Below are 12719 nucleotides of genomic sequence, written 5' to 3' on the forward strand. Positions count from 1 at the left end.
ATCAAAAGCAATCTGGTATTGCATTAGAAGATCTAAAGAAACAAGGCTTACCAGAGAAATGGAAAGGCTGGAGCTGGAATTTTATCTCGGAAGATAAATGGATAGAAACACTGTACAAAGGACTTTGAATAAATTCACCGACTATCTGTACACTTTGTAAATCATCAATAAAAAAGCGCCTTGTGGCGCTTTTTTATTCAGAATCAACGATGATTACTCAGCTAATGGCTCAGCTTTGTTCTCAAGTAAAACAGGGATGCCATCATTGATCGGGTAAGCAATTTTATCGAACTTACAAATAAGTTGATTATCTTGTTTATTATACTCAAGCTTTCCTTTACATACTGGACACGCAACAATATCGAGTAGTTTTTTATCAAATGCCATGCTGTTACCTTTGTTTCTCTTCGACCACTTGTTTAACACGGGTCAAAAGTTGTTGATCAAATGAAGGAGATAGCTTCGCATCAACTGCGAGATACCACCAGTTATCTTTTGCAAATTCGCGACATTTCACCGCATCTTTCTCTGTCATTAGCAGTGGACGTTCAGCAGCAAGCGCTGACAATGTTGCTTCGCTATATGCACTATGATCATCGAATGCTTGCACCCTATCGAGGCGGTAGCCCATACCAGCTAATGTATCAAAAAAACGAGAGGGGTTACCAATTCCAGCCATAGCCACCACTTCTTGTTCAGGTTGTGGTGCGTTACTTTGCCTCTGTTTACCATTTACAGAGTGCCATAAGGTTGGCTTTAATAACATTTGTTGTTCACCACGTTGAGCTTCGCCGCCATTAATAATGACGTGATCGACAGTACTGGTGCGCCATTGACCTTCTCTTAAGGGTCCAGCTGGAAGTAACATTCCATTGCCTAATCGACGCTCACCATCAAGAATAACAAGCTCTATATCGCGCCCAAGCGCATAATGCTGTAAACCGTCATCACTGATAATGAGATCGACATCGAAATCATTTAGTAATTGATGCGCAGCATCTATCCGCTTAGCCCCAACTACCATTGGCACTTGCGTTCTTGCCACAATCATTGCTGGTTCATCACCGACCAAGCATGCGCTATCACCAGTATAAACTGAGCGAACGCCATCAATATCAACCCCGTAGCCGCGACTGATAACACCTGGCTTATAGCCTTGCTTACGAAGTAACTCTATGAGGTATATTACTGTGGGGGTTTTGCCACTACCACCAACAGTAATATTGCCGACAATAATCACAGGTACAGGCAAAACGGCTTGCGGTTTAACACCAACAGTGTAGAGCTGCCGTCTAAACCAAGTTATAGCGGCAAATACCAAGGACAAAGGCCAAAGGACAAAACGTAAAATATGCCCGTCGTACCATAGTTTGTTAACCCAAGATTGCATTTAGCTTCCAAACTGCATTTGGTATAGGTTGTAATAGATGCCTTGCTTTTCAAGTAGCGATGTATGCGTGCCGCGCTCAACAATTTGCCCCTGATCAACAACAAGGATCTGATCAGCACTTTCAATTGTTGATAGGCGATGAGCAATAACAATTGATGTACGATTATGTCTTAGGTTATCTAGACCATCTTGAATCGCCTTTTCTGATTCTGTGTCTAACGCGGAGGTCGCTTCATCTAAAATCAATACAGGTGAGTTACGTAGTATCGCTCTTGCGATAGCAATACGCTGCCTTTGACCACCAGAAAGCATAACCCCATTTTCACCAATTTGGGTGTCTAGCCCTTCGGGCATAGGCTCGATAAATTCCATCGCGTGAGCAAGTGTTGCTGCGTTAATAATTTGCGCTCGGGTTGCTTCACCAGGATAGGCGTAGGCGATATTATTCGCGATTGAATCATTAAATAACGTGACTTGTTGCGATACAAGTGCAACTTGGCTACGCAGCGACGCCAACGTATAGTCATTAATGTTGCTGCCATCAAGGGTAATTTCGCCCGCTTTGAGACCGGTATAAAACCGAGTTACTAAGCTTGCGATAGTCGATTTACCAGAGCCTGAACGCCCAACTAGCGCCAATGTTTTGCCCTGCTCTACGGTAAAATCAATTCCGTTCAATGCGAGCTTGTCGTGTCCTGGGTAGCTGAAGTCAACATTGTTAAATACCAATTCACCTTTAACTCTTTCAACGTCTAACGTGCCTGTATCGCTTTCAGGTTTGGTATCAAGTAATTCAAATACAGTTGTACATGCAGCGATACCACGTTGGAACTCAGCATTAACACGGGTCAAATTTTTAATTGGTTGTAACATTGCCAACATCGCACCCAAAATCGTGGCAAATGTACCCGCGGTCAGCTCGGCTTTCATGCTGTCGATACTGGCAGCGTATAAGATAAAGGCAATAGCAAATGACCCTATAATCATCACCAAAGGTTGGCTAATAGCTTGTGCGGTGGCAAGCTTCATCGTCTGATAACGATTTTGATCGTTTACTTTAGCAAAGCGCTGCGCTTCGGTTTCTTGACCACCAAAAGACAGTACATTCTTATGGCCTTTAATCATCTGTTCTGTCGCAGCTGTTACGCCGCCCATAGCCGCCTGTATATTCTTAGATACCTTCCTGAATCGACGACTCACAACGGTAATGACCAGCCCAATAATAGGGCCAATGATAAATATCACCAGCGACAGTTTCCATGAGAAGTAAAACATAATAGCTATCATGCCAACAACAGTGATGCTGTCGCGGACAATAGTAATTAAAGCACTACCTGAAGCGCGGGCGATTTGTTCTGTATCGTAGGTAACACGAGAGATTAAATTACCTGTGTTCTCACTATCAATGTAGCTAACAGGTAGCGTTAGGTAGTGTTCAAACACTTCTTGACGCAGATCCATAATCACCCGCGCACTCATGTAAGAGATGCAGTAGGTCGATAGGAAGTTTGCTAAGCCTCTGAGGCTAAACAACACAATCACCACGATAGGTGCCATCATCAGCACATCGCTGCCTGAGTTAAAGCCACCACTGGTGCCAAGATCTAAATTAGTAAGCCCACCAGCTCCTGTTGGTATTTGGCTGGCCTGGCCACCAAAACCTTCATCAATAAAAGGTTTTATAACTGCAATAAAGGTTGCATCAACTAATGCGTACATCGTTAAGCCAACTATGGCAAAAAATAAAACAGCTTTAAGAGGTTTTAAATAGCCCAGTAGGCGCTTAAAAACCGTCCACACTTCACTTTTAGGAGATGTTGTCATTGGGAGACTTAACGTGTTGGCAAAAAAACTATTCTACTCTGGATTTTCGTTCACACCAAACCTAAACACTTGGTTATACCAAAATGGAGCAAAATCCGAGCGATATGTATAATAATCAACACTTCCGTGCTTAAATATCACACTTAACTGTCCCAGCTCCCCTGTCGTTAATGTCTCGATACCTAAATGATGATAACGCGCAACCACGTCCTCTTTAGGAAATCCATAGCGATTGTTAAAGCCTGCAGGAAATAAAACCAGTTCCGGTGCAACGGTGTTTATAAAGTCTAAACTTGATGAAGTTCTACTTCCATGATGCGGCGCGCTCATCACCTGACTGGCTATCGCTTTATCGACTAGCAACGCAAGCTCGGCAGTGGCTTCAATATCGCCGGTCAGCAAAATGCTATTCCCCTCTTTACTGAGCCTGACAACACAAGAACCATTATTACCTGCTGTTGCCAATGTTGGCGCCACTATTTCAAGCTTTATAGCTTGCCACATAAACGCTTTAGGACGGCAATCTATGGCACCTTTAGCGCCGGTATCTGAAATAATCTGAGCATTTGGAAATGCAGCCATGACCACATCAGTCCCACCAGCATGATCATTATCAGCATGACTTATGACTAAGTAATCAACTTGACTAATTCCTTTGTGCTTTAAAAAAGGTAACACTACCCGGTCAGCATAACTAAAATTAGTACCAAAGCTGGCACCCGTATCGTAAACAATAGCCCTGCCATTGCTTTCTATCACGACAGACATTCCCTGACCAACATCAAGCATGTGTACTTTCCACTGCTGGTCTTGTTCATTTGAATAATGCTGGAACCACAATAGAGTGATTGGCAGTAACATCGCGCTTAAAGCTATTCGCCAATAAATATCTCTAAACTGATAGCAAAACCATAAGCCAGCTATAGCGCTGAGTAATACTGCAATCCATTGACTAGAGAGATCAAGCCATGCAAATGAAAGTTTACTCGCATAATCAAGTAAAAAGAGAGCCGGTTCTAGCGTCTGATTAGCGAGCCAAAAAGTATTAGCAAAATCAATTTCTACACCGCTTAGCAATCCAATAATGAACAGCAACAAAGAAAGCAAAGCCAAAGGGATCACCACAAAGCTAAACCAAGGTACTAGCAGTAAATTAACCGCTACGCTGATGATTGAAGTTCCGGCAAAGAAGCTTGCCTGTAACAGCCCTAATATTAACGCGAGCCTCCATTGAATCGCCCAAAACGGTACGAACCACTGCAGTACTGCGCGCCGGCAATAACTATATATTGAAGTAAATGATGTTTGAACGACTATTTCATCGAAAGCCTCGTTGCTTGAGTGCTTGCTGATTTGGGCCGGTGAATAAGTAGATATAGTGACTAGAATGACCACCAGCGCCATAAAAGACAGCCAGAAACTGGCACTAAGCGGACTTAATGGGTCTATCAGTAACACCACAAATAACGCATAAAGCAATCTCTCCCAGCTACTTGAATGTCGACTACATAACCATGTAGACAAATAGGCAAGCAACATAATGAGTGCGCGCTGGGTTGAAACAGAAAAGCCCGCAAGATAAGCATAAACAATCGCCGTCAAAGCGCACACCAGCATTGCAATGACACCATTACGTCTACTTTGATTGGCTAATAATTGATACAGAATGGTTTTACTGAGTATATACCCCCAAAAACAAGCAACCGAAAGGTGTAACCCAGAGATAGCAAACAGATGACCAGTACCTGTGTTTTTCAACTGCTGCCAGCGTTCGCTTGTCATTAAGCTTTTGTCACCAACTAATAGCGCCAACATTAAGTCTTGTGATGGGTATTGCTTGAGTGCAGGTTTAAGTTGCTTAATCAGTGTGGTTCTAACGTCACTGCTTTTAGATATTAATTGACCATCAATGACTTTACCTTTAGCAAAAATATGTTTACTAAGCAGATACTTCTGCTGGTTAAAACCACCTTGATTCAACAAGCTAGTGATTGGCTTTAGCCTGAGGGTTAGCTGCCATTGCTGACCGACTTCAACGTTTGGCGGTTTTGACCATGATAATCTAAGCTTTCTGGTTACCGAGTGGGGCAAAATTGAATCAATCAGCATAATATCCATACTAATCCAGTCGCCGTTTGAGTGAACTAGTGATATGATTTCGGCCTTAACATCTATCGTGTCGACGTTTTCACTTGTATCCCAGCTCATTAATAACGCATTAAAAGTCGTTATCCAGCTAAGTGCAATTAGGCCACCCGCCAACACTGGGGTATGCCGAATAATAACCATTGCCAGAATAATAATAAACGGCAAGGTAGCAAGTTGAGGGAGCGATGGCCAAAGCATTGCTGATATTATCGTGGCACAAAAGCCACACATGAATCCATTCATAGTGACGTAAGTTAAGACAGCAAATTCAAGTTATGCCAAAAAAATTATTAGAAAGATTTATGCCGAAGCCTGAAACATTGCGCAATCATAAAAATCTGCGCATGTTTGGTGATCTGTTACTGAAACCCAATTTATGGGCATTAAACCGACGCTCTGCGCCTGGTGCATTTGCAGTAGGACTGTTTGTTGCTTGGATCCCTATGCCCTTTCAAATGGTATTAGCAGCAGCGCTGGCAATACTTTTTAATGTAAACCTACCTCTTGCCGTTGCGCTGGTTTGGGTCACAAACCCGGTAACCATGCCCTTTATGTTTTATGTGGCTTATATACTTGGTGCGAAGCTCCTCGGTAATCCTCCTCAAGAGTTTGCATTTGAAGCAAGCTGGCAATGGGTTGAGTCTTCAATTGAAACCATTGGTCCATCATTTTTGCTTGGTTGCCTAGTCTTAGGCGGACTTTTTGCCGTTACCTCATACTTCACCATAAAAACATTATGGAAATACTCAGTGTTGTTTAAGTGGAAAAGCCGCAATAAGTAAAGCGCCGAGGCAAATAATACAGCCACAAAAAAAGCAGCTTATCGCTGCTTTTTATTGGCTGTCATCTTTTTTACTTCGTAGATTGCTTTTCAAGTACGCTTTTCATCGAAGGGACTATTGTGGTTGGATCGAGTCTCATTTGATACCAGTTAACTCGCCAATCTAAATGCGGTCCCGTCGCACGGCCTGTCGCGCCAACTTCTGCAAGTTTCTCTCCCTGCTTAACAATCTGTCCCTCTTTAACATACAGTTTGCTCAGATGAAGAAAACTCGAGCTTACACCATAACCATGGTCAATAATCATGGTACCACCGGAGTAAAACATATCTGCGACTGATAGTGAGATAACACCATCCGCAGGAGCCACTACCACAGTGCCTGTTTTAGCTGCCACATCCACACCGTAGTGTGGCGTGCCGGGTTTGCCGTTATAGACTCGCTGACTCCCATAGACACCAGAAATACGCCCAGTAAGCGGCCAGATAAACGTTTGGTTAAACGCGTTATTCGGGCTAAATTGCGCTCGGGCTGCTTTGACCTGTTTACTGTCTTTCGCTGCTCGGCTTTGCGCCTTAGGATCAGGCTTCATGATCTTCTTACTGATCCCATTGACTTGTTGAATCTTATAGTCACGCTTTTCAATAGTCAGTGGTTTCAACTCAGTTAAACCGTCAGGATAAACGAGCTTCAGCATTTGCTTTAACTCTGCTTCTCTCGAAAACCCAAAAGCAAATTCGCCATTTGGATTAACCTTGATGACGTTATCGTTCAAATAGACTTGCGTGCCAGGTTGAACTTTAGCCCGGATCAAGGCGCCTTGTTTAAACTCGCCATTTAATTCAACTTGAGCGCTCGCTGAAGCAGAGGCCAGAGCTGCAATACCAAAAATGGTTAGTGAGGCAATTTTATTCAAAATATCTCCTTGGGTTTAACTTTTACATTGTCTGCTTGCGATAGCACCCTTACCGATCCCTTCATAAGCGATGACTTTAAAGTTACTACTTGGCACTTTGTCAGATAAAGTCTGCGCCATAAAATCAGCCAATAACTCTACGGTTGTATCGTGGGGCAATACGTCACAACAGCCCTTAGGCATAGCCAGTTGGAAATCGCCCTGTGGAGCTTGATAATGGAAGCCCAAATGCGTGTTGTCATTAATTTGTGTTTGTGGGGAAAGGGTTAGCGTTTGTACTGATACACAGTCCTCGTCACTTCCAAGGTAAATATCGTGCCAGCGTTTAGCCCAATACTCATCCCATTTAGGTGCAGCCACCCCATTTTCAAACACCGTAACTGGGCTTCGATGCCCATGAGCAATCCGTTGGCAGTTGCCATCATGCTTCTTAAGCCCATGAGTATAATGATAAAAAGGAGCATCATGAATTTCATTTCGCAGCGTTAAAGAGATCCCTTCTACGTTCGCAGGTAACACCTCTTTAAGTGCTTTTTGCAAGAACTTATTAACACTTTCAAAATCGATAATTTCACTTGGGATCAGCGCAAATGCTTGCGACGGACACGCTAAGTGCATACCGCCCTGTTGACTATCGAAATCCATCCAGACTCTGTCACCTTGCTGTTGCCAGCGCACTTCACTGCAAGCCGTTGGGATCAATAAACGATGATCAGCAACGTCATCAATGGTGTTTTTAATGGTTCGTTTTACCTTTGCAAAATCGAGCACCATGTTTTGCTCATCTAAGCCGCCATCTAACAAAACATCGACAATCCAACTTTCACCCACCATGCCACGAATTGGACACAGGTATGAAAAATCAATTACAGTTAAATCTTTAACGAATAGTTGCATTTAAGCTCCTAGGTAGAAAAACAGTCTACCTTGCAAAATCCAGGCAGCAATGGCTGCAGGATGAAATCATAGCAATCAATATCTAAATCACTCGCTGAGCGGTCAATCTTTGATACTGATTGCTATTACAATAATTGCTGTAGCTTACAATGATAAACAGCAATATTCGACCACTTTAAACGAAGAGCGGTCAATAACTAAACCTTAGATACAAAAAAACCGAGCGCTAAAACACTCGGCTTCGATTCCAGCTCAAAAGACTGTCTATCTATTCACCTTTTAAACGTCGGTCAAGCTGATCTTTAAGGTTTGCCGGCACACCTTTTATGATAATCGTGTCTGACACTGGATCGTAAATCACACGCTCACCAAGATGCTGACTGTCAAAACTGAGTGTCACGCCGCCGCCAGTACCTGAAAACTTCTTCAACTGTCTCAGGGTTGGCTTATCACCAGGGAACTCCTCTTCGAGGTCGTAATCTCCACCCTGAGCAAAGTCATAGAATGAATCCATACCTTGATCTGCTAGCTCATCAGCGAGATCTTTAATCTGAATATCAGCACCTTCGTCACAGCGCTCAGTACAGTAATCAAACACTCGCTCACGCGCGGTTTGGCGCTCATCTTTTGTCAGTTCACTGCCACCAACAAAATCCTCAACGGCATTCATCAATGATTTGTTCTGTGCTTTGGTATTAACACCTTCAACACAGCCCATGAAATCAAGGAAAAAGTCAGCGACTTTACGACCTGCTCGTCCACGAACAAAAGAGATGTACTTTTTAGACTCAGGATCTGCTTGCCATTCAGTCAGGTCAATACGAGCGGCAAGTTGGACGTTGTTGAGATCTAAGTGTGTATTTTGCGTCAGCTCCATATCATCTAACACTGTCATTGATGACTTAGCGTTAAGCAAGGATACAAACAAAAAGTCGCTAGTCATATAGGTATAGCAAGAAAGCAACAGAAAACCGCCAGTGCTAAAGTCATACTTAGCGAGCTCTTCCTGCAGTAATTTCCCTGCAATACCTGAAAACTCAACAAAGCCTAAATCATTGCTACGATATTGGCTCAATGCAGCTTCGAACTTGGTATTTGCTTCACCGTCATCACCGCTTATACCAAAATGACCAAAACCTTTACCAGCCTTTGTGGTGTAGGTTTGATGCAGTTCATCTAACATCGTCTCTACGGCTTGGCTGTTTAACAACGGCTGTGGGCGTAAACGACAGCTGAGCTGACCGTCTCCATCTTGAGAAATGGCATGGATGATTGCTTGTTCGACGTTAATACTCATTGAGCCTCGATAGAAAGTTGCTTAGAGCTATAGCCAGCGAATCAGCTCTATAATGATAAATAAGTAGGTTTGTATACACCTGTAGCTTTTCGCTAATTGTCGGCTACATGGATAACATGACGGCAGATATCATACCAGACAGAAACCAGAAATCTAGATGATAAATAGTTCGCCATGGGAAAGGTTTTAACTATGTGATTGGCGAGGTCATAATGGTAATTAAGCAGCACTAATCAATTTATATCGGTTATCTAATAAGGATGTAAATAACTGGCATATCTCCCCTACAGAGCTCATTGCAACTGTTTGAATTGACACTGCGCAATCAAGCATTAACTCATTCCAGTACACAATAAATGATAAAAGCCTCAACAGGAGGCTAAAAAGTGCAGAGCTTATCGGAAAAATCCGTTATTATATGCCGTTAATCAAGATTTAAAGTGAACTTTTTCAATTATGGCTATCCAATCTAAATATTCAAACACGCAAGTTGAATCACTCATTACTGAGCTATTAGCAGTTTTAGAGAAGCATCAATCACCAACAGACTTGAGTCTGATGGCATTAGGGAACTGCGTAACTCACCTGTTGCAAAATAAAGTACCTGCTGAAGCTCGTGAAGTTGTTACAGAGCAGTTTGCAAAAGCTTTATCGCAGTCGGTTAAAAATAGCTAGACTAAACAAAGAGCCACATTGAGTAAGGGTTTAACCATTTAAGCTTAAGCCCATTAACTGCAATATAAGAGAAAAATGAGTCAGCATGGTTGAGCGACAAAAACAGATAGGACGAGATCGAGTTTCACGTTTAGTGAGCTGGGGACATTGGTTTGCTTTCTATAATGGCTTACTGGCTATTATTGTCGGCTATCGATATCTCGGTACTGTTGGTTTTCCTGAATCAATCGTAGGCTGGAGCTATCTAGCGTTAAGCACCATTGGCCACTTTAGCTTTCTCGCTTTTATGGTCTATCTGGTACTCATTTTTCCTATTACTCTGTTACTTCCATACTCAAAGATACTCAGAGGCTATGCCGCTGTCGTCGCTACATTAAGTTTATGTATGCTGCTTTACGACACCATTATTTATGATGACTATGGTCTGCACCTTAGCCCTTTTGTGTTTGATTTAGCTTGGGCTGATTTGAATGGGTTATTGCAAGGCACCTCCTACATTATTACGCCAATCGGCATTTTAGCTTTAGAGCTAACGCTCGCTAATTATTTGTGGAAACGTATCGAAAAAATCCGTAAGCGTAATTATGGCAACAAAGTCGTTGGGGTCGTTGGCTTATGCTTCATTGCCAGTCACCTGATACATATTTGGGGCGATGCCGCTGACGTTACCGAAATAACACAGTTTGATGATGCTTACCCGCTATCCTATCCAGCGACAGCAAGAAGCTTCATGGAAAGTTATGGTATCGACAACAGCCTTGAAGACCAAGATCAAACGAGACCCAAAACCAGTCTCAAGTACCCTTTATCACCTATGCAATGTACGCCAGATGATAAACCAAATATATTATTCATTGCGATTGATAGCCTTCAGGCAAAGTTAGTCGACAGTACAACCATGCCTTTCTTAACGGCATACGCTGATAAAAACCAAACTTTTCAAAAGCATTTAAGTGGTGGCAACCAATTTAGTAGCGGTATGTTCAGCCTGCTTTACGGCTTACAAGGCAGTTATATGAATGCCATAGACCTGCATTATGAAAGCCCTGTGCTCACTCAAGAGCTCGCGGCCAGTGGCTATCAGCTGGGGCTGTTTACCAGTGTAGATACCATCGCTCGCCCTCAGGCTATTTTTGATGACTTCGAGCGAATTGACTCACAATATGATGATAGTTACGCAAGTTCAGATATCAGCTCCGTTGAAAACTGGCAGCAGTGGATTCAGGCATCAACACAACCTTGGTTTACACTATTAAATTTAAAATCACCCGATAGCTACGACACACCGATAGGCTTTCTTGGTGTTAAGACAGTAAAAGCAGATAGATCGCTAAAATCTGCTGAAAAAGTGTTATTCAATCAATACCGCCAGTCATTGAACTTTATTGATAGTCAGTTGAAAGAGATACTGACTGATTTACCAGCCAACACTTTAGTTGTCATCACCGGTGTCAGTGGGAAAATGTTTACCAGTAATCCAACTGAAGCCAGGGTAAACCTTTCGCCAGATAACGTTCAAGTTCCAATGGTTATTCATTGGCCTAAACAGAGTGCACATAAACGCATCAACTACAGAACAACTCACAATGCACTTGTGCCAACATTGATGACACAAGTACTTGGCTGTACCAATCCAACAACTGACTTTAGTGCGGGTAGCAGCTTGATGCAGCCAAGTGACAGAACCTGGGTTTATACCGGTGACAATCGTATATTTGCCATTTATCAGCAGTCTGAAATAACGACTATCGATCGACACGGTAAGTATCGGATTTACGACTCTGAGTATAAAAAACGCCTTAAAAAGAAAATGAGCGCCCCAGAGTTAATTGAAGTAATGCGTGAGGGCAGAAGGTTTTATATTCATTAGGGTAGCTGAAAAGTTTATAAACTAGCCAAACAAAACAATGATGTTAATGAAGCGCTTGCAGTGACTCAACTGACTTGTTACAGTGCTGGCTCTTCAGAATTCCCTCAAATTATCATTTATTCTGTAGACATTTTCGGGATATGGCCTAGTCCGGTAAGGCGCTTGTCTGGGGGACAAGAGATCACAGGTTCAAATCCTGTTATCCCGACCAATTAAAAATAAAAAAGCCAGCATATAGCTGGCTTTTTTATTGGCTAAAGGCCACTAACCTCTCAGTTAGTCGTGGCAGTCAGCACACTCTTTGATTGTTAAATCAACAGTGTGTAGTTCAGTATCTAACTCATGGGCACTTTCCATGTCATGACAATCGTTACAAGTTGCAATTGTCGCTTCCATTTCAGTATGTGCTGCTACATCAATTTTTTCATGGCATTCAGTACAATCTACAGCCATTGCAGAAGCAGAGAAGGCTAGTACAGCAAACATAGATAAGTATTTCATAACAGTTCCTTAATCACGGAGTTGTTGCACTTAAACTCTGAAATGTTACAGACTATCTAAGCACATTTTTTAAAATTACATCGGTAAAAGCTTTTTGAAAATGAGTAGCTTAAACGATGAAAACCTATGTCTTCTATGATAGCAACTAACATTAATTGAATCTTAAAATGCAGTGCTTTCATGAACAAAAGCTGAATAGGCAACCGATAAGATATCAATGCTGTGAACTAGATCTTATCTGTAAGAACATCAAAAGAGTTCTAAATATTGACCTAACAATATGTGCAGCTCCCCCACCCGCTAATTCCATAAGAGCAAAAACGAATAAGGCGAGTATTATTGAGTAAAACAATACGCTATCTGTTGCTATCCTAAGCGAAAGTTAATAAATTGTAGCTAATGGCTTTATACCAATCAGTATA

General features: G+C 42.3%; 11 protein-coding genes and 1 tRNA gene. 4 read left to right on the forward strand and 8 right to left on the reverse strand.

The window, feature by feature from the left end:
- Positions 1-213: 213 nt before the first annotated feature.
- Genes AB4238_RS10920 through AB4238_RS10935 form a run of 4 tightly spaced genes read right to left on the reverse strand, consistent with a single transcriptional unit; the run spans position 214 to position 5560 of the window.
- Complete coding sequence (locus AB4238_RS10920; protein ID WP_020912385.1) at positions 214-387, reverse strand: Trm112 family protein; 174 nt, start codon at positions 385-387, stop codon at positions 214-216.
- Between the two features lie 4 nt (positions 388-391).
- Complete coding sequence (gene lpxK, locus AB4238_RS10925; protein WP_372033473.1) at positions 392-1390, reverse strand: tetraacyldisaccharide 4'-kinase; 999 nt, start codon at positions 1388-1390, stop codon at positions 392-394.
- Entirely contained in the window at positions 1391-3214 is a 1824-nt protein-coding gene (msbA, locus tag AB4238_RS10930) for a lipid A export permease/ATP-binding protein MsbA (protein ID WP_372033474.1), read from the reverse strand.
- Between the two features lie 33 nt (positions 3215-3247).
- Positions 3248-5560 carry a DNA internalization-related competence protein ComEC/Rec2 gene (locus AB4238_RS10935; protein ID WP_372033475.1) on the reverse strand — a complete coding sequence of 771 codons (2313 nt, stop codon included), beginning with the start codon at positions 5558-5560 and terminating at the stop codon, positions 3248-3250.
- A 77-nt stretch (positions 5561-5637) separates the two neighbouring features.
- Between AB4238_RS10935 and AB4238_RS10940 the strand changes: the two genes are divergently transcribed.
- A complete protein-coding gene (locus AB4238_RS10940; RefSeq protein ID WP_372033476.1) occupies positions 5638-6144 on the forward strand; it encodes a DUF2062 domain-containing protein in 507 nt (168 codons plus the stop codon).
- A gap of 70 nt (positions 6145-6214) precedes the next feature.
- On the opposite strand, the gene AB4238_RS10945 is transcribed toward AB4238_RS10940, so the two are convergent.
- The 3 genes from AB4238_RS10945 to yejK all read right to left on the reverse strand — a co-directional run bounded on the left by AB4238_RS10945 (position 6215) and on the right by yejK (position 9251).
- On the reverse strand, positions 6215-7057 hold the full coding sequence (locus tag AB4238_RS10945; RefSeq protein WP_372033477.1) for a M23 family metallopeptidase: 843 nt from the start codon (positions 7055-7057) through the stop codon (positions 6215-6217).
- 15 nt (positions 7058-7072) lie between these two features.
- A complete protein-coding gene (locus AB4238_RS10950; RefSeq protein WP_372033478.1) occupies positions 7073-7954 on the reverse strand; it encodes a 6-carboxytetrahydropterin synthase in 882 nt (293 codons plus the stop codon).
- 268 nt (positions 7955-8222) lie between these two features.
- Entirely contained in the window at positions 8223-9251 is a 1029-nt protein-coding gene (gene yejK / locus AB4238_RS10955; RefSeq protein ID WP_371993145.1) for a nucleoid-associated protein YejK, read from the reverse strand.
- A 456-nt stretch (positions 9252-9707) separates the two neighbouring features.
- Here yejK and AB4238_RS10960 point away from each other — a divergent pair, with 456 nt between their 5' ends.
- The 3 genes from AB4238_RS10960 to AB4238_RS10970 all read left to right on the forward strand — a co-directional run bounded on the left by AB4238_RS10960 (position 9708) and on the right by AB4238_RS10970 (position 12007).
- On the forward strand, positions 9708-9926 hold the full coding sequence (locus AB4238_RS10960) for a YejL family protein (RefSeq protein WP_020912377.1): 219 nt from the start codon (positions 9708-9710) through the stop codon (positions 9924-9926).
- 85 nt (positions 9927-10011) lie between these two features.
- Entirely contained in the window at positions 10012-11796 is a 1785-nt protein-coding gene (locus AB4238_RS10965; RefSeq protein WP_372033479.1) for a DUF3413 domain-containing protein, read from the forward strand.
- Between the two features lie 134 nt (positions 11797-11930).
- Positions 11931-12007 (forward strand) — tRNA-Pro (locus tag AB4238_RS10970).
- Between the two features lie 65 nt (positions 12008-12072).
- Here the strand turns inward: AB4238_RS10970 and AB4238_RS10975 are convergent.
- Entirely contained in the window at positions 12073-12297 is a 225-nt protein-coding gene (locus AB4238_RS10975; RefSeq protein WP_371993149.1) for a cytochrome c3 family protein, read from the reverse strand.
- Positions 12298-12719: the final 422 nt, after the last annotated feature.

Origin of the sequence: Shewanella sp. 10N.286.45.A1 (assembly GCF_041470405.1) — a bacterium.
Classification (GTDB): Bacteria; Pseudomonadota; Gammaproteobacteria; order Enterobacterales; family Shewanellaceae; genus Shewanella.

What these genes read in the sequence shown, in the direction of transcription:
- AB4238_RS10920 (WP_020912385.1), bottom strand. Translation starts at nt 387, where the DNA reads ATGGCATTTGATAAAAAACTACTCGATATTGTTGCGTGTCCAGTATGT.
- lpxK (WP_372033473.1), bottom strand. Translation starts at nt 1,390, where the DNA reads ATGCAATCTTGGGTTAACAAACTATGGTACGACGGGCATATTTTACGT.
- msbA (WP_372033474.1), bottom strand. Translation starts at nt 3,214, where the DNA reads ATGACAACATCTCCTAAAAGTGAAGTGTGGACGGTTTTTAAGCGCCTA.
- AB4238_RS10935 (WP_372033475.1), bottom strand. Translation starts at nt 5,560, where the DNA reads ATGCTTTGGCCATCGCTCCCTCAACTTGCTACCTTGCCGTTTATTATT.
- AB4238_RS10940 (WP_372033476.1), top strand. Translation starts at nt 5,638, where the DNA reads ATGCCAAAAAAATTATTAGAAAGATTTATGCCGAAGCCTGAAACATTG.
- AB4238_RS10950 (WP_372033478.1), bottom strand. Translation starts at nt 7,954, where the DNA reads ATGCAACTATTCGTTAAAGATTTAACTGTAATTGATTTTTCATACCTG.
- yejK (WP_371993145.1), bottom strand. Translation starts at nt 9,251, where the DNA reads ATGAGTATTAACGTCGAACAAGCAATCATCCATGCCATTTCTCAAGAT.
- AB4238_RS10960 (WP_020912377.1), top strand. Translation starts at nt 9,708, where the DNA reads ATGGCTATCCAATCTAAATATTCAAACACGCAAGTTGAATCACTCATT.
- AB4238_RS10965 (WP_372033479.1), top strand. Translation starts at nt 10,012, where the DNA reads ATGGTTGAGCGACAAAAACAGATAGGACGAGATCGAGTTTCACGTTTA.
- AB4238_RS10975 (WP_371993149.1), bottom strand. Translation starts at nt 12,297, where the DNA reads ATGAAATACTTATCTATGTTTGCTGTACTAGCCTTCTCTGCTTCTGCA.